Annotated in this window: 16 protein-coding genes; all 16 read left to right on the top strand. The window is 64.0% G+C overall.

Going from position 1 to position 17685, the window contains the following annotated elements:
• Positions 1-250: 250 nt before the first annotated feature.
• Positions 251-763: an RrF2 family transcriptional regulator gene (locus ACYQ6J_RS16395; protein WP_460185271.1), complete on the top strand. Its 513-nt coding sequence runs from the start codon at positions 251-253 to the stop codon at positions 761-763.
• A gap of 37 nt (positions 764-800) precedes the next feature.
• On the top strand, positions 801-2723 hold the full coding sequence (locus ACYQ6J_RS16390) for an FAD-dependent oxidoreductase (protein WP_460185270.1): 1923 nt from the start codon (positions 801-803) through the stop codon (positions 2721-2723).
• A complete protein-coding gene (locus tag ACYQ6J_RS16385; protein WP_460185269.1) occupies positions 2720-3205 on the top strand; it encodes a QcrA and Rieske domain-containing protein in 486 nt (161 codons plus the stop codon). Before ACYQ6J_RS16390 ends, ACYQ6J_RS16385 begins: the two co-directional genes overlap by 4 nt.
• Positions 3202-4752, top strand: coding sequence for a cytochrome b N-terminal domain-containing protein (locus ACYQ6J_RS16380; protein WP_460185268.1), 1551 nt, complete (start codon positions 3202-3204; stop codon positions 4750-4752). The genes ACYQ6J_RS16385 and ACYQ6J_RS16380 overlap by 4 nt, the downstream gene beginning before the upstream one ends.
• Before the next feature lie 5 nt (positions 4753-4757).
• Positions 4758-6416 carry a c-type cytochrome gene (locus ACYQ6J_RS16375; protein WP_460185267.1) on the top strand — a complete coding sequence of 553 codons (1659 nt, stop codon included), beginning with the start codon at positions 4758-4760 and terminating at the stop codon, positions 6414-6416.
• Positions 6413-9898 carry a molybdopterin-dependent oxidoreductase gene (locus ACYQ6J_RS16370; protein ID WP_460185266.1) on the top strand — a complete coding sequence of 1162 codons (3486 nt, stop codon included), beginning with the start codon at positions 6413-6415 and terminating at the stop codon, positions 9896-9898. The genes ACYQ6J_RS16375 and ACYQ6J_RS16370 overlap by 4 nt, the downstream gene beginning before the upstream one ends.
• Positions 9899-9900: 2 nt before the next feature.
• Positions 9901-11028 (top strand): 4Fe-4S dicluster domain-containing protein, encoded by a 1128-nt coding sequence (locus tag ACYQ6J_RS16365; RefSeq protein ID WP_460185265.1) that lies wholly within the window; start codon positions 9901-9903, stop codon positions 11026-11028.
• 13 nt (positions 11029-11041) lie between these two features.
• Positions 11042-11908, top strand: a complete 867-nt coding sequence (locus tag ACYQ6J_RS16360; protein WP_460185264.1) for an ethylbenzene dehydrogenase-related protein — start codon at positions 11042-11044, stop codon at positions 11906-11908.
• Positions 11905-12519, top strand: coding sequence for a molecular chaperone TorD family protein (locus ACYQ6J_RS16355; protein ID WP_460185263.1), 615 nt, complete (start codon positions 11905-11907; stop codon positions 12517-12519). Before ACYQ6J_RS16360 ends, ACYQ6J_RS16355 begins: the two co-directional genes overlap by 4 nt.
• Before the next feature lie 126 nt (positions 12520-12645).
• On the top strand, positions 12646-13602 hold the full coding sequence (moaA, locus tag ACYQ6J_RS16350; protein ID WP_460185262.1) for a GTP 3',8-cyclase MoaA: 957 nt from the start codon (positions 12646-12648) through the stop codon (positions 13600-13602).
• A gap of 4 nt (positions 13603-13606) precedes the next feature.
• Complete coding sequence (locus tag ACYQ6J_RS16345) at positions 13607-13966, top strand: carboxymuconolactone decarboxylase family protein (protein WP_460185261.1); 360 nt, start codon at positions 13607-13609, stop codon at positions 13964-13966.
• Positions 13966-14217, top strand: a complete 252-nt coding sequence (locus tag ACYQ6J_RS16340; protein ID WP_460185260.1) for a MoaD/ThiS family protein — start codon at positions 13966-13968, stop codon at positions 14215-14217. Before ACYQ6J_RS16345 ends, ACYQ6J_RS16340 begins: the two co-directional genes overlap by 1 nt.
• Positions 14214-14624 carry a molybdopterin synthase catalytic subunit gene (locus ACYQ6J_RS16335; protein WP_460185259.1) on the top strand — a complete coding sequence of 137 codons (411 nt, stop codon included), beginning with the start codon at positions 14214-14216 and terminating at the stop codon, positions 14622-14624. Before ACYQ6J_RS16340 ends, ACYQ6J_RS16335 begins: the two co-directional genes overlap by 4 nt.
• Positions 14621-15844, top strand: a complete 1224-nt coding sequence (locus ACYQ6J_RS16330; RefSeq protein ID WP_460185258.1) for a molybdopterin molybdotransferase MoeA — start codon at positions 14621-14623, stop codon at positions 15842-15844. The genes ACYQ6J_RS16335 and ACYQ6J_RS16330 overlap by 4 nt, the downstream gene beginning before the upstream one ends.
• Positions 15837-16868: a bifunctional molybdenum cofactor biosynthesis protein MoaC/MoaB gene (gene moaCB / locus ACYQ6J_RS16325; protein ID WP_460185257.1), complete on the top strand. Its 1032-nt coding sequence runs from the start codon at positions 15837-15839 to the stop codon at positions 16866-16868. The genes ACYQ6J_RS16330 and moaCB overlap by 8 nt, the downstream gene beginning before the upstream one ends.
• Positions 16865-17446, top strand: coding sequence for a molybdenum cofactor guanylyltransferase (mobA, locus tag ACYQ6J_RS16320; RefSeq protein ID WP_460185256.1), 582 nt, complete (start codon positions 16865-16867; stop codon positions 17444-17446). Before moaCB ends, mobA begins: the two co-directional genes overlap by 4 nt.
• Positions 17447-17685: the final 239 nt, after the last annotated feature.

Below are 17685 nucleotides of genomic sequence, written 5' to 3'. Positions count from 1 at the left end.
ATTTTCTAAAATGGCGACCGTTTCCGCGCCAGTCGACCGTCGTGAGGCGAAAAGCACATCGGAGTATTGACGCAAATAATTTGTATTTCGTTGGTTGCGATTTCGGTGGACAGGTTTGCCTCGTCGGGATTCCGGAATGATGGAGCAGGGTAACCTCCCAATTCATACATCACCTGATTTGTCGATATTGACAGACAAAACTTTGCCGATAAATTGGATATGTTTTGTCCGAAATGTCTGAGAAAAGGCTATGTTGACGAAAACGACGCTCTCCGGACTGCGGGCGGTTACGATGCTCGGCTTGAACGCCGACTCGCAACCGCTGTCGCCCCGTTCCATGGCCGAAGCGCTCGGTGAATCGCCATCCTATTTGGCTAAAGTGCTCCGTCACCTGGTTCGGGCGGGAATTCTCAAAGCTCATCGCGGCCCTAACGGCGGCGTCTCCCTCAACCGACCGCCCGAAAGCGTTACGCTCTTGGCCGTCGTGGAGGCTTGTCAAGGGGTCGTCCTCGGCGACTTCTGCGAGGGAAATCTAGACCCGAGGCTGACATGCGCCTTTCATCAAGCGGGCGTGGAATTGCACCATGCCGTCGTGAGCGTGCTCTCGCGCTGGACGCTGGCCGATCTGATGCGACGACCGGGCCCCGACCCTTCGGTCGCCGGTCGGTCGCAATGCTGGTTGCAACCCTGTCCCGTGCTGAAAGGGCTGATTACGTGCGAAGAGGAGGCGCGTCCGTCGACCGCTTCGGCATTGGAACCGTAACGGTGAGGTTTTCCGCGTCGCGATTGCGAGACTCATCATGTCCCGATATTCGTCCCTGCGAGTTCGCATTCCCGAGGAAGGCTATCACCGCGGCCTGATTTCGTGCCAGGTCGCCTGCCCCGTCCACACGGATGCACGCGGATACGTGAGGGCCGTCGCGGCGGGAGACTTCGAAGAGGCCTATCTCATCGCTCGCGGGCCGAATCCTTTGGCCTCGATTTGCGGGCGCATTTGCGGTGCGCCGTGCGAGGCCGCCTGCCGCCGCGGGAAGGTGCCTCGCGTAGACGCCGACGGTCACTTCGTGGCGGAGGACCGACCGATATCCATTCGCGCCTTGAAGCGATTCGCTTGCGAGCAGGCGGGCGTGGAAACGCGCACGCCGGACGATATTCTCCGCGACCTGCGCCGCTACGTGCCGTCCGTCTCGGCGGACGCGGAAGAGATGGCCGCCTGGATTCGCGCCGAGACGTCGGGCCGTGTGGTACCGGCGAGCGGAGAACCCGTGGCGATTATCGGGGGCGGTCCGGCGGGCTTGGCGGCGGGGCACGACCTGGCATTGATGGGTTTTCGGCCCGTCCTTTTCGAAGGGGAGCCTATTCTCGGCGGCATGTTGGCTCTCGGAGTCCCGGCTTATCGCCTCGCGCGCGAATTGATCCGTCGAGAGATCGCCGTGATCCAGGCCTTGGGCGTGCACATCCGCAGCGGTTGTTGGGTGGGGCGGGATATCTCCTTCGCGTCGCTTCGCAAGGAATACGCCGCCGTCATCATCGCCGTCGGCGCCAAGCAGTCGCGCCGGTTGGGGCTTCCCGGAGAGAACGGGCCGGGCGTATACGGCGGCGTCGATCTGCTGCGCGCCGTCTCGCTCGGCCAAACGCTCCCCTTGGGGAAAAAGGTCGTCGTGTTGGGCGGCGGCAATGTGGCCTACGACGTAGCCCGGACCGTAGTGCGACAAATCGCTTACGATACGGCCCGCACGGCCATGCGTTTGCAGCCTCAAGGAAGCGTATGCCTGGTCTCCCTGGAAACTCTGGAGGAGATGCCGGCCGATACGCAAGAGATTCTCGAGGGCGATGAAGAAGGCGTGGAGCGGTGGGGCGGATGGGGGCCGGTGGAGATTCAGCGAGGCGCCGACGGCGGAGTGACGGGCATCGTACTCCGTCGCTGCGTCCGTGTTTACGACGAAAACCGCCGCTTTGCGCCTCTGTTCGACGATTCCCAAACGATGACGTTGCCTTGCGACACGGTGCTGCTCGCGGTCGGCCAGGCCACCAACTTGGACTTCCTGCAAGACGGCGGCGAAGACATTCGCCAAAGCCGGCCCGGTTGGCTTGCCGTCGAACCGGAGACTTTGGCTACCTCCGCGCCGGGCGTCTTCGCGGCGGGAGATTTGGCTCACGGCACCAAGTTGTTGATCGATGCGGTGGCCTCCGGGAAACAGGCGGCGCGTTCCGTTTACCGATATATAACGGGCCGCGATCTGATCCCCGAGGCGACGACGGCATTCTTGCCTCAAGAGCGCTACCGCCGTGAGGCGGGCTACGAGGCCGTGCGACGGCAAGCGGTTCCCGCCGCCGCTCCCGAGCGACGCCTGCAAAGCTGGGAGGCTCCCGTGGAGTTGGGCTATGATGCCGCGCTCGCCTGCCGCGAGGCGTCACGATGCCTGGATTGCGGCGTCACCCCGGTCTTCGACGGCAACCGCTGCGTACTCTGCGGCGGCTGCGCCGACGTATGCCCCACCCGGTGCCTGAAGCTGGTGTCGCTGTGCGAAATAGAAGGGGATGACGATTTGGCTGCGCTGGCCGACGCCCTGTTGGGCGACGGCGCCGATCGGCGCGACCACAGCGCCATCCTCAAGGACGAGGATCGCTGCATTCGTTGTGCGTTGTGCGCCATGCGATGTCCCGCCGACGCGATTTCGATGGAGAGGGTCACGCACGCCGTGAGCTGGAGGTCGTCATGAGTGAATCCGAGGCAAAAGGTCGTTCGCGATTGGACCCCGAACCGGCGCCACGCCGCGATTTTCTGGGGATGTCGGCCGTGGGGGCGTGCCTGGGAGCCTCCGCGCTGGCCCTCATGGGAATGCTCCGTCTTCCCAAGGTGGCGGTGACGGCTTCGCCCTCCAAGAAGTTTCGCGTGCATTTGCCCGATTCAACCCCCGCAGGCGAGCCTTGGGTGCCGCCGGGACGGAACGTGGCGATCTTTCGCGACGCCGAGGGAGTGTACGCGATTTCCTTGGTCTGCACGCACTTGGGTTGCATCGTGAAAGCCGGAGCGCAAGGGTTCGAGTGCCCGTGCCACGGTTCCCGGTTCAACTCCCGGGGCGAGGTCGTGGGAGGACCGGCGCCCAAGGCTTTGCCTTGGCACGCCGTCACGGTGGAAGGTTCGGAGTTGCTGATCGACTTGGGCGAGACGGTAAAACCCGGCACGAAGGTGCGCGCATGACCGCCGTAAATCCCGAAAAGAAACCACTATCTCAATTCGCCTCCGATCTTGGGCGCGTGCCGCGCCGCGTGTGGAATGCCGCGTGGCGATCCGGTTCGCCCACCACGGACCGGGCACGCTCGGAATTCGTCTTCAGCAATCTGTTCCTGCACATCCATCCCGTACGCACGCACCGCTGGAGTCTCCGCTGGACGACGACGCTGGGATTGGGAGCGATGGCGACGGCCGCCTTTCTCCTCACTCTCATTACCGGCGTTCTGTTGATGCTTTACTACAAGCCCTACCCCGATGTCGCCTATCAATCCATCAAGGACATCCATTTCGTGGTGCCGACCGGCCGATTCATGCGGAACATTCACCGCTGGGCGGCCAACGTGATGGTCATCGCGGTACTGTTGCACATGGCTCGCGTGTTCTACACGGCGGCTTATCGTTCACCCCGCGAATTCAATTGGCTGGTGGGCATGGGGCTGTTGGTGGTGACATTGGGTCTGTCGTTCACGGGCTATCTGCTCCCTTGGGACCAATTGGCCTACTGGGCGGTCACGATCGGGGCCAACATCGCCCAATCTCCGCGAGAACTGACGGACGCCTTGGGAATTACGGGAACGTTCGACCCGGGAGGGCTGCAACGGAAGTTGTTGTTGGGGTCGGACGTGGTGGGAGAGGAGGCCCTAATCCGCTTTTATGTGCTACACGTCGTGATTCTGCCGCTGCTATTGGTCGTATTGATGGGCGTCCACTTCTGGCGGATTCGCAAGGACGGCGGCCTGGCCCGCCCGGAGGACGCCGATTCCAAGCTCGGCCCGCAAGAGAACGTCTATCCTGTTTTTACCGAGACTCCGCAAAAGACCTACCATTTGGCGGCGATCGTCAAGGGCCGCAGTCCCGTCGTCGGACGCGGGCCGGAGAACACGGTCCCCTCCATGCCCCACCTCTTCTACGCCGAGGCCGGCGTCTTCATGTTCACGGTTCTCATCTGCTTGGCCCTGTCGATCAGCATCGATGCTCCGCTGAAAGAACCGGCCAATCCCAACGTGCCGGAAAACCCGGCGAAGGCCCCGTGGTACTTCTTGGGGTTGCAAGAGATGGTGGCGCACTCGGCGTTCATGGGCGGGGTGGGTATTCCCATGATCGTCGTGATCGGTTTGGGGTTGATCCCCTTCCTCGATCGTGAGCTTCGGGGCGGCGGCGAATGGTTCGGCGGTCCAGGCGGCGCGCGCCTGGTCCTGGCTTCGACGGCCTACGGATTGGCGGCGGTCTTGGCCGTCGAATCCTTCGCCATACGCTTCGGCTGGCTGCGACAATGGTTTCCGGACATCCCACAACCGGTGATCACCTTTTTCAACCCCGGCACGCTGGTCGTGGCGCTGTATGCCGCCTATTCCCTTTGGATCGTCCATCGCTACCGATCCGCCCGGGCCGGGGCCTTGGCCCTGTTCACCTGTTTTCTGTGCGGATTCCTCGTCCTGACCGTGATCGGCGTGCACTTTCGCGGCCCCAACTGGGACTTCTATTGGTCGCCCTCGGATTGGCCCAGGCACTGAGACCGATGAAGAAGAACAAGCATTTACTCTTATGGTCGAGCCTTGGCGTTAGCTGCCTTTTGTTGGCTGCGGCGGCCCAGGAAAACGTGCTTCGCGAATGGCGCGGCATTCAGCGTGACGTCGCTCGCCGCGACGATCTGGAAATTCGAATTCGCCAGGTGGTCGCCCCTCGGACGAGCAGAGTGGACCGTTGCGTGACGTGCCACGTGGGCATGGACTCGGGCGAGCGATTATCCGCCTCGCAACCGATGGCGAAACCGCATCCGCCCGTGGTGCACGATCCCGCCGATTTCGGCTGCACCGTCTGCCACGGCGGGCAGGGCGGCGCTACCGACAAGGCCGACGCTCACGGACACGTGCCGTTTTGGCCCACACCCATGATCCCGCTTTCATACGCCTACGCGGGTTGCGGCTCGTGCCACACCCAGGTCGGCATTCCGGACGAAGCCGGGCTGACGCTCGGACGCAATTTGATTGAACGGTACGACTGTCTCGCATGTCACCGTATCGACGGCCGGGGCGGTACGTTGCGACCGGGCGGAGTGGGCGGCATGGAAGGGCCGGACCTCTCGCGAATCGGCCGCAAAGGCTTCTCGCCCCAGTGGTATCCAACTCACCTGGAACGTTCCCGTGCGGATCGCCAAGACGTCTGGCACCATGCCGTGCCCGAACTGCCCCCGAATGATCTTCGCATTATCGAAGCCTATCTGGCCGGTCGCGTGGGATCGCCTCGCCTAGTGGAAGGCCAGGCTCTGTTCCAATCCTTGGGCTGCCGCGGATGCCATAAGATCGGCACGGTGGGCGGGACGGACGGCCCCGATCTCACGCAAATCGGGCTTCGCGATCCGGCACGACTCGATTTCACGCACGTCCCCGGGGAGCACACCTTGGCGAATTGGCTTTCCGAACACACGCGGGATCCCGCCCGCGTCGTCCCCGGTTCCAAAATGCCGCGGTTTCAACTCAGCGACGACCAAATCGACCTTTTGACTTATTACCTGCTATCGCTCCGGCGGGAGGGAGCAAGCGAAGGTTATCAACCCAAGGACCGCCTGCTGGTGGAGCGTTTCGGGCAGCGGGAATTCGCTCCCGACGGGGCCGTACTGTTCGCGACGTTCTGTTCCGGGTGCCACGGTTCATCGGGGGAAGGAAAGCGTTTCCCCGGCAATCCCCCTTACCCCGCTGTGGGAAACCCCGATTTCCTAGCCACGGCCGACGACGCCTTCCTCGTGCAAACGATTCGCAACGGGCGACCGGGGCGGCGGATGCCGGCCTTTTCGGAAAGCGAGGTCGGGCTGACGGATGAAGAGATCGACGCGATCGTGAAACATTTGCGAAGCCGGACGGGAATATCGCCGCCTCAACCCGTTCATTCCAATCCGCGTTGGGTCGTCGCCGATGTAGGCCGCGGCAAAGCCTTGTACGAGGCTCGCTGCGCGGGCTGCCACGGGCCGGACGGGAGCGGAACGGACGCCCCCTCCCTCCGTCATCCCAATCTGCTCAAGTTTGCTTCCGACGACTATTTGGTGGAGACGATCCGTCGCGGGCGTTCCGGGACGGCCATGCCCGGCTTTACCCGTCCCTCGCCCGCCTTCCCCGTCTTGGCGCCCGAGGAAATCGAAGCGATTACGGCCTATCTACGCACATGGGAGACCGCTCCATGAAACACGGCGACGTATCACGGCGAGAATTCCTAGCGGCGGCGGCCGCGGCCGGATTCGGGGCCTTGGTTACCTCGGCGAGACAAGCCTGGGGAGTGGAAGACGTCACCAATCCCCTGGCCGCGTACCCCAATCGCGATTGGGAGGAAGCCTACCGCGACCTGTGGCGTTATGATTCCAGCTTTACTTTTCTATGTGCGCCGAACGACACGCACAATTGCCTGCTGCGGGCTTACGTCCGCTCCGGCGTCGTCACGCGGATCGGCCCGACCATGCGCTACGGCGAGGCCGAAGACCTCGACGGCAACCGCGTCACCCATCGCTGGGATCCGCGCGTCTGCCAGAAGGGACTGGCGCTGACCCGGCGATTCTACGGCGACCGCCGCGTCAACCGCTGCATGGTGCGGGAAGGCTACAAGCGTTGGTACGAGGCGGGCTTTCCTCGCGACGCGGATGGACGTCCCCCGGCGGAGTATTTTCAGCGGGCGCGCGATCGCTGGATCCGCATGGACCACGATCAAGCGGCGGAGATCGTGGCGGCGGCGTTGAAAAACATCGCCGAAACCTACTCCGGCGAAGAAGGAAAGAAACGACTGACCGCGCAGGGTTACGATCCGCTCACCGTGGAGGCCGTGCAAGGGGCGGGCACGCGCGTGATGAAGTTCCGCGGCGGCATGCCGCTCTTGGGAATGACTCGCATCTTCGGCATGTATCGCTTCGCCAACTCGATGGCCCTGCTGGACGCCGCCATCCGCAAGGTGCCGCCCGAGCAGGCACTCGGCGCCAAAGGCTTCGACAACTACAGTTGGCACACGGATCTGCCGCCGGGGCACCCCATGGTCACCGGCCAGCAAACCGTCGAATTCGACCTCTCTTCGGTCGAATACTGCAAGACGCTGGTGGTTTGGGGCATGAATTGGATCACGACCAAGATGCCCGATGCCCATTGGCTGACCGAAGCCCGGCTCAAAGGCACCAGGATCGTCGTTATCGCCTGCGAATACTCCGCCACGGCGACCAAGGCGGACGACGTACTGGTCGTTCGGCCGGGTACGACCCCGGCCTTGGCGATCGGCCTGGCGAACGTGATCATCCAAAACAAGCTCTACGACGCCGACTATGTGCGGCGCTGGACGGACCTGCCCTTGTTGGTGCGGATGGACACCTTGCGACATCTTCGTGCGTCGGAGGTGTTCGGCGGCGAACCGGCCGAGCTGACGAACGCCACGCGCGTCCTGGTCGCGGGCGAAAAGGAGCCGCCGCCGGGTCTCCAAACCGACATGCTGGTGCCCGAGGCCCTCCGCCGCGAATGGGGCGACAACGTCTGGTGGGATGAGGAGGCCGGCGAACCTCGTGCCGTGACGCGCGATCAAGTGGGCGAAAAATCGAGCATCGGTCGCGCGCTCTTGGAAGGCACCGTGCAGGTGCGCCTGAAGGACGGCAGCGTGGTCCCGTGCCGGCCGGTCTTCGATCTGGTCCGGGAGTACGCCGCCCACTTCGACCCCAAAACGACGGAGGAGATCACCTGGGCGCCCGCCGCGGCGGTGGAGAGCCTGGCGCGACAGTTGGCGCAAGAGCCGGGCACCACGCTGTTCGCCGTCGGCATGGGGCCCAATCAGTTCTTCAACAACGACAACAAAGATCGCGCCATCTTTCTGCTGGCCGCGCTGACCGGCAACGTCGGCAAGCTGGGCGGAAACGTCGGGTCGTACGCGGGGAACTACCGCGTGGCTCTGCTCAATGGCGCGCCGCAATTCATCAACGAGAACCCCTTCGACATCGAAACCGATCCCGCCAAGCCGGCCCGGCCCAAGCAATACTGGAAGCCCGAGTCCGCACACTATTACAACCACGAAGACCATCCGCTCCGCGTCGGCAACCGGGTTTTGACTGGCTCCACGCACATTCCCACCCCGACCAAATCGCTCTGGTTCGCCAATGCCAACTCCATTCTTGGCAACGTCAAATGGCACTACAACACCGTCGTCAACGTGCTGCCCAAGATCGAGCTGATTTGCGTCAATGAGTGGTGGTGGTCCACTTCGTGCGAATGGGCGGACGTGGTGTTCGGCGTCGATTCTTGGGCCGAGCTGAAGCATCCCGACATCACGGCTTCCGTTACCAATCCGTTCCTTTCCGTGTTTCCGCGGACGCCGTTGCAGCGGATCTTTACGACGCTGGGCGACATCGAGGTCTTGGCTCTCACGGCGTCGAAATTGGCCGCCTTGACGGGGGACACACGCTTCGAGGACTACTGGAAGTTCGTGCGGGAAGGGCGGACCGACGTCTACCTTCAGCGGATTCTGGATCACTCCGCCGACGCCAAAGGATTCGATTTCGGCCGCCTGGAAAAGTCGGCTCAAGAAGGGGTGCCGACCGTACTGCAAAGTCGCACCACACCCAAGTCGGTAGGATACGAGCAGACGGCCGACTCCCGACCCTGGTACACCAAGACGGGGCGGCTCGAGTTCTATCGCGAAGAAAGCGAATTCATCGAGGCGGGAGAGAATCTGCCGGTGTATCGAGAGCCGGTCGATTCCACTTTTTACGAACCGAACGTGATCGTGGCGCCGCCGCACGAAGCGATTCGGCCTGCCGGTCCCGAACAATACGGCGTGGCGCGCGACGATCTCTCTTGCGACACGCGGTGCGGGCGGAATGTGGTCCTCTCCTGGCAGGACGCCGCCAAATCCGCCCATCCCTTGGCCAAGGAAGGCTACCGCTTCATCTTCCACACGCCCAAGTATCGCCACGGCGCCCACACCAATCCCGTCGATACGGACGTGATCGCCATGCTTTTCGGGCCGTTCGGCGACGTTTATCGCCGCGACAAACGAAGCCCCTTCGCGGCCGAAGGGTACGTGGATATCAACCCGGCCGACGCCAAGGCGTTGGGCATCGAGGACGGTGACTACGTGTGGATCGACTCCGACCCGGAGGACCGGCCCTTCCGCGGCTGGCAACAAAACGCCAAGGATTACAAGTTCTCTCGATTATTGTGCCGTGCGAGGTACTATCCGGGCACTCCGCGGGGCGTCACGCGCATGTGGTTCAACATGTACGGCGCGACGCCGGGATCGCAAGAGGGGCAGGAGACTCGCGAGGACGGTCTGGCCAAGAATCCTCGAACGCAATATCAGGCCATGTTCCGCTCCGGTTCGCATCAATCCGCTACCCGCGGTTGGCTCAAGCCCACGTGGATGACCGATTCGCTCGTTTGGAAGACCATGTTCGGCCAAGTCATCGGCAAGGGCTTCATGCCGGATATCCATTGTCCGACGGGCGCTCCCCGCGAGTCCATCGTGAAGATTACCCGGGCGGAACCGGGAGGTCTGGAAGGCAACGGCCTTTGGCGGCCGGCCGAACTGGGGATTCGCCCCACCTACGAGTCCCAGGCCATGCGTCAATACCTGCAAGGCGATTTCGTCATCGGGAACTCAGCCCCCTCCGATAACTCGCAGTCCGATATTCCGCGGAAAGGATAGCCATGGCACCCGTCTTCAATTGGCAAATCGGTCGCACGATGTCGTATTGGTATCCCGAATCGCGTCCCCAACGCCAGTTCGCGGCCGTATTCGACATCAATAAATGCATCGCCTGTCAGACCTGCACCCTGGCCTGCAAGACGACATGGACCTCGGGCAAGGGACAGGAATACATGCTTTGGAACAATGTCGAGACCAAGCCGTGGGGCGGCTATCCCTTGGCCTGGGACGTGAACCTGCTCTCCGCGTTGGGAGCGCAGTCGTGGGAGGGCGATCGCTACGCGGGCCGGACGATCTTCGAGGCCGCTCCCGCCGGTGAACGCGTGCTCGGTTGGCGCCCCGGCGACCTGGATTACGCCAATCCCAACGTGGGCGAGGACGACTGCGCGGGCCAAGTCGATCACGGTGCGGCCATGCAGTTACCGCACATGTCTTGGTTCTTCTACCTGGCGCGGATATGCAATCATTGCACCTATCCCGCCTGCCTGGCCTCCTGTCCTCGCGGTTCCATCTACAAACGTCCCGAAGACGGAATCGTCTTGGTCGATCAAGGGCGTTGCCGCGGGTATCGCGAGTGCGTCAAAGCCTGCCCGTACAAGAAGGTCTTTTTCAATCCCTTGACGGGCACCTCCGAGAAGTGCATCGCTTGCTATCCCAAGCGGGAACGGGGATTGCAACCGCAGTGCTTCGTGAATTGCATCGGCAAGATTCGTCTGGCAGGCTACATTTCTCCGCCCGATCAGGCCCGGCCGGACAATCCCATCGACTATCTGGTTCACGTCCGCAAGGCGGCGCTACCGCTCTTTCCGCAACTGGGGCTGGAACCGAACGTGTACTACATTCCGCCGGTGCATGCACCGACGCGGTTCTTAGAGCAGCTTTTCGGGCCGCGTGCGGCGGCAGCCGTGCAGGTATATCGCAATGCGCCGAACGACCCCGACCTCGCCGGTCTGCTTCAGCTTTTCGGTTGTACGGAACAATGGATTTCTCACTGGGAGCGGCAGGGCGATTGGGTATTGGGGAGGGACGAGCAGCAGCGAGAAATCGTTCGCGTTCCCCTCCGCGAACCGGTCTACGTCCGGGAAGCCTTCGACGCTGCCCGCGGCGTCGCCCGAACCAACTGCCCATAAGAGAGGTGCTAACATGCGTACTTCTTGGATCATCGTCATCGGCTCGGCGTGCCTCGCCTCGATGTGGGCGACGGGCTGCCGCAAGCCCGCCGGAACCGCTCCTCTCGCCGAAGTCACGGCCATAACGGCCGACACTCTGCCGGAAGATCCGGACGATCCGGCCTGGCGGGCGGCGCCCGAGTACCAAGCCGCGCTGCTCTTACAGGATCTCGTGGAACCGCGATTGATGACGGCTTCCACGCCCGTGCTTCGCGTCCGCGCCCTCCTCGCGGGCGAACGACTTGCGGTCCGGTTGGAATGGGACGACGCCACGCAGGACGACGTGCTCGGCGCTGCCGCCTTCAGCGATGCCTGTGCCGTGCAGGTCCCGCAAGTCGTGGAGGATGTTCTTCCCGCGCCGCAGATGGGGGAGTCGGGCCGGCCCGTGGAAATCACCCTTTGGAAGGCGGTTTGGCAACGCAACCTGGAAAGCGAGGACCGTGGGATTCGTTCGGTTTATCCCAATGCGGTTGTGGACCACTATCCGTTCGAAGCGGCGTCGCTGAAACCGGGGTCGCCGCCCCAGCGCGAGATGGCCGATCGCTACGCCCCCGCTAAGCACGTGGGAAATGACATCGCCCAACCGAAGTCGTCTCCCGTTCAAGACCTCACGGCGGAAGGGCCCGGTACGATCACCGTCCAACCGCAAGGCTCGATCGGCCGAGGACGACGCACGCAGACGGGTTGGGCCGTGGTCATCGTTCGCAAATTGGGACGCGGATTCACTCCCGACCACCTCGGACAAATCGCATTCGCCGTATGGGATGCGGCCCACGGCGAGGTCGGATCAAGAAAAATGCGAACCGCTTGGATTCCCTTGAAGATGGGAGGAACGCCGTGACAGTTTCCGCCGCCGCACTCGATTCCACGGCACGGCGACTCCTTCACGACGCCGCTTGCCGCCGACTGGCCGCACTCCTCTTTGCTCCGCCCGACGAGAATCGGGCACGGGAAGTTAGGGCCTTGGCCGACGAAATTGCGGACCCCGCGCTGATCGCCGCCGCTCGGCAGGCCCTCAGCGAGGCCGATCCGGCCGTTTATCATTCGACGTTCGGACCGGGCGGCCCCGTCTCGCTCCGGCAAGTCACCCACTCGCTGCACGTCACGCCGGGGGCCTTGCTGGCCGAATTGGCCATCCATTATGAGGCTTTCGGTTATCACCCCAAGGACGGAGAACCGCCGGATCACATCGCCGTGGAATCCGATTTCACGGCCTTTTTGTTGATGAAGCAGGCTTACGCCCTGGCATCGGACGAGGCCGATCGTGCTCGGGACATCGCCCGGGCCGAGAAGAATTTCGCGGGTCGGCACCTCGGCACCCTGAGCGAGGCGGTCATGAAAGACTTGCGACTTTTCCCCATTCCCTATATGATCGCGGCGGGGGAGTGGTTGGCGGAACAGGTCGGCCCGCACATGATTTCGGAGTCGCCCTCCGGCACGCCTTCGCAATAGCGAAGCGTCGCCGATGCACGTCCCCGCGGCTTGGCCCACGGTCGAGTCGATCGCCTCGCGAGGGTGCCGATGCGCGCTTCGGCTAGGACGCGCGGCCCGCTGCATATTCGCCGAGATGAACCTTTGATGACGCGGACTTTTCGCTATCTTCGGCTATCCCTGACTTCGGCTTGTTCCATGCGGTGCACGTATTGCCGACCGCCCGGATTCAAGTCTGCGCAGGAGACAGCCCTGCTGGATGCCGCCGAATTGGAAACCGTGGTGCGGCATCTGGCGGACCGTCACGGGCTGACCAAGGTCCGCCTGACGGGCGGCGACCCCACGGCCCGGCGCGATCTCGTGGAAATCATCGAACGTCTGGCGCGCATCCCGGCGATCCGCGACCTGGCGATGACCACCAACGGACTGACGCTAGCGCGATCCGCGCGCGACTATCGCCGCGCCGGATTGCATCGCGTCAACGTATCCTTGGACTCTCTCAAACCCGAGGTCTTTGCCCAAATCACCGGCCTGGACGCGCTGGATCGCGTCAAGGCGGGGATCGAGGCGGCGCTGGATGCCGGCTTGCGGCCGCTGCGTCTGAATACCGTGGTGCTGGCCGGTCGGAACGACGGCGAAGCGATCGACCTGATCTCGTTCGCCGCCTCTCTGGGAGCGGAGATTCGCTTCATCGAACTGATGCCGATGGGACCGACGGCAGCCAATTGGGCGGCCGATTACGTCTCCGCCCAAGCCGTGCGGGATCGCATCGCCCCCGCCGTCACCCACTGGGAACCGCTCGATCGCCGTCGCGAGTCCGCCCGAAACTATCGTCTGACCCTCAAGGACGGTCGCTCCGTCACGGTGGGATTCATTACCCCCATGAGCGTGCCGTTCTGCGATTCGTGCGATCGTTTGCGATTGACCGCCGACGGTCGCATCTTCCCCTGTCTGATGGACGGCCCGCGCGGTTCGTACCTCGCCGCCGTCCGTCCGCGATTCGATCCCGACGAGTTCGACCGTCTTTTGCACGAAGCCTGGATCGCCAAACCGTTGATCCATCCGACCGTAGGTTCCGGCGTGATGACCGCCGTGGGAGGTTGACAGAATGAACAGCCCCGTTGAGGACGCGAAGGAGAAGGTTCCGCAAACCTTCAAGGATTTTGTCCGCAAATTTCCCGAACTGGGCGCCGCGCACGAACAGGTGGCCCAAGCCGTGGACAAGGCCGGCCCCTTGGACGCCAAGACCTGCGCCTTAGTTAAGATGGGTATTTGCATGGGGGCGGGCTTGGAGTCGGCGTTTCGCAGTCACGTTCGCCGGGCGCTGGCCCACGGCGCCACCGTGGAAGAGATCGAGCAAGCCGTTCTGTTGGCCATGAATACGGTGGGATTTCCCCGCACCGTGGCCGCTTGGCAGTGGGCCTGGCAGCAGATTCAGCGTGATCGCGAGGAGGGCGGCCGGTCCTAATGCGCGTGGAAGTGTTGTTATTCGGACCGTACGCCGACAAGGCGGGCCGCCGGTCGGTGGTGATGGAATTGTCCGACCCGGGGGATCGCACGGCGGGCGGCGTCCTTCGCCTCCTCGCGATGCGGCATCCCGAGTTGCGCGAGATGCTCGCGGCGGCGGTGTTGGCGGTCAATCACAAGGCCGTTCCGCCGACGCATCCCGTTCGAGCGAATGACGAATTGGCCGTTATCGGCTTGGTGAGCGGCGGATGAGCGACGACGTTGGCGCCGAGATCGTGGATGGGCCGCTGCCCGACGCCGAACCTTGGACGGTGCCCGGGGCCGGCGCCGTGCTGGTCTTCGAAGGCGTCGTCCGACCGGACGAAGGCGGTCGCCCGATCGTCGCGCTGGAATACGAGAGTTACGATCCCATGGCCCGGGCCGAACTGTTGAGACTGGCCCGCGAGGCCGCCGACCGTTTCGCCTTGCTGGGCGTGGAGGTTTGGCATAGCCGCGGGCGCGTGCCCGTCGGGCGCTGTTCGTTCCGCCTCCGCGTGGCGGCGGTGCATCGCAAGGAAGCCTTGGCGGCGGTCGATTGGTACGTCGATCGACTCAAGCAGGAAGTGCCGATCTGGAAACGCGCCGTCGGCGCCGACGGAATCGCCGAGGAGTCCGCATGACGCCCCTCCAACCGGGAAAATTCGCCTACGAATCGCCGTCGCTCGCCGTGCAAGCCTTGGCGGATCGCCTGGCACCAATCGGGACCGAGTCGGTGGGTTTGAGCGAAGCGGCGGGGCGAATCTTGGCGGAGGCCGTCGTCGCGGATCGCCCCAGCCCGCCCTGCGACGTCAGCGCTATGGACGGCTATGCGATTCGACTGGAGGACCTCGGCATGGGACGGCTTCCCGTTGCCGGGGAAGTGATCGCCGGCGGCGAGCCGCCTCCGCTACCGCCGCGAGCGGTCCTGCGCATCTTCACGGGCGCGCCCATCCCGCCCGGTTGCGATGCCGTCGTCCCCCGCGAGGATGTCCGGGAACTTTCCGACGCGATCGTCCTTCCCGAGGCCTTCGCCCTGGAATTGGGGCGACACATTCGGCGGCGCGGCGAGAACGGGCAAGCGGGAGAGATCGTGGTCGAGCGGGGTACCGCTATTTCCGCGGGCGTGGCCGGGGCCTTGGCGGCGTTCGGCGTCTCGCGACCCAAGGTGCATCGCCGCGTCCGCGTCGCGATCCTCATCACCGGCAACGAAGTACACCGACCCGACGCGGAAGTGCGTCCGTGGCAAATCCGCGACAGCAACGGCCCGGCGCTGGCCGCCATGCTGGCGCCCCTGCCGTACATCGAACTGCAAGGGCCTCGGCACGTGCCGGACGATCCGACCGCGCTGCGGACCGCTGCGGAACGTCTGGCCGGCGACGCCGACGCCTTGCTCTTCACCGGCGGCGTTTCGATGGGGGACTACGATTTCGTCCCCGACGTCCTTCGGGCCATGGGCTGCGAAATCGTGTTTCACAAGCTGCCGATTCGGCCGGGCAAGCCGGTGTTGGGAGCGGTAGGACCGCAAGGGCAGGCGATCGTGGGACTGCCGGGTAATCCCGTCTCCGCCCTCATCACGGCCCGTCGCATCGCCGTCCCGCTCCTGCGACGGCTGGCCGGTTGTGCCGTGCCGCTAGCGCCGCGACCGCTCGTCGTCTTTCGCGAATCCGCCGGCAAGCCGGCGGGATTGTTTCGTTATCGCCTTGTGCAATGGAATGCGGCGGGCGAGGCCGAGGCCGTGCCTTCGCAGGGATCGGGAGACCTCATCAGCGCGGCCCGGAGCGACGGTTTCGTGGAGATCCCGCCCCATGCGACGGACGGCGAACCTCGCCCCTTTTTCTCGTGGAGCCTCGCCGATGACTGACGGCCTGACGCATTTCGACGAGGCCGGATCCACCCGGATGGTGGACGTGGGCGCCAAACCGTTCACCTCGCGCCGAGCCGTTGCCGAAGGCCGGGTCCGAATCAGTCGCGCACTGGCGGACGCGATTGAAGCCCGCACCCTCACCAAAGGCAACCTCATCGAGACGGCACGCCTGGCGGGCATCCAGGCCGCCAAACGAACCGCCGAATTGATCCCCTTGTGTCATCCGTTACCCCTCGACGCGGTCGACGTTACCGTGCGTTTGCGGGGCGAGGTCGTGGAAATCCGGGCGGAAGTTCGCACGGTGTGGAAGACGGGCGTGGAGATGGAAGCTCTCACCGCCGTCAGCGTGGCCGCCCTCACGGTGATCGACATGGGCAAGGCCGTGGACCGAACCATGGTGATCGAGAGCATCCGCCTGGTCGAGAAATCCGGAGGCGTTCACGGCAACCGAGGCACCGCCGCCGGGGAACGAACGGAGACTCCGATCCGGGCGGCGGTTCTGACGGTCAGCGACCGTTGCTCCCGAGGTGAGGCCGCCGACACATCCGGTCCCGCCTTGGTGCAAGTGCTGCAATCGCGCTTGGGGGCGGAGATCACGACCGCCGCTTGTATTCCCGACGAACGAGAGCAGATCGCTTCGCTGCTCCGCCGCTGGGCAAATGATGAGCCGCCGCCCGATCTGATCCTCACCACCGGCGGCACCGGCCTCAGCGCTCGCGACGTCACGCCGGAGGCCACGCGAGACGTCGTCGAGCGGCGTCACGAGGGCTTGACCGAATTGATCCGACTTCGTTGCTATGCGAAGACGCCGCGGGCGTATCTATCGCGGGGAGAGGCGGGCGTCATCGGTTCCACGCTCGTCATCAACCTGCCCGGTTCGCGGACCGGCGCGGTCGAGTCGCTCGAGGCGCTCTTGGATATCCTGCCCCACGCCGTCAAGACGCTCCGCGGCGAGGCGACGGACCATTCCGCGAGGGAGCCGCCTCGTGCTCCTGGGGACGAAGATTCGCGGCCCGTATGATTCGTTTACCGGCGTACATCCTGGCGGGCGGACGCAGTCGCCGTTTCGGCTCGGACAAGGCGAGGGCATTGCTGCGGGACCGACCGATGATTCTGCACGTCGCCGATGCCGCGTCGGCGGTCGCTTCCCGGATCACCGTCGTCGCGGACCGTGCCGGAAAATACGACGACCTCGGCTTGCGGACCGTTTCGGATCTCCACGGCGGCTTAGGCCCCTTGGCAGGATTGCACGCCGCGCTCCGCGATCTGAAACCGGGCGAAGCGTGGTTGCTCCTCTGTCCGTGCGATGCGCCCGGCTTGCGCCCCGAGTGGTTGCAGCGTTTGCTGCCCCGAGAAGACGATCCGTGCGATGTGGTCGCGCTTTGCGACGAACGTCCGGAACCGCTCCCCGCCGTTTTTTCGATTCGCTGTCTACCGGAGGTGGAGCGCCGCCTCCAATCGAATCAACGCAGCCTGCACGGATTGCTGGAAACGCTCCGCGCCCGCGAGGCGTCCTGCCCCGAACTTCGCTCGCGAATATGGCAGGTCAACACGCCGCAAGAGTTAGAACGTTTACGCGATACGGATCACGCAGATTGAATCCCCGCCCACGATTGCGAAACGTACGTTTGCGAAAAGTAAGAATAGAAGCCGCCGGCGATTACCCAAGGCATGAAGATGAGCCGCCGGCGTAAGCCGAGGGTGATCGCGCGAACCGTTAACTGGAGCCGCTAACTAGAGCCGCCGGCGTAAGCCCCCCGTGATTGCGAGAAGCGTTAACTAGAGCCGCCGGCGTAAGCCGGCGGTGGAAACGCTGCGAACGTCTCGATTTTGGGGCT

Source organism: Thermopirellula anaerolimosa (assembly GCF_054657335.1).
This window is presented reverse-complemented; position numbering and strand designations above follow the sequence as displayed.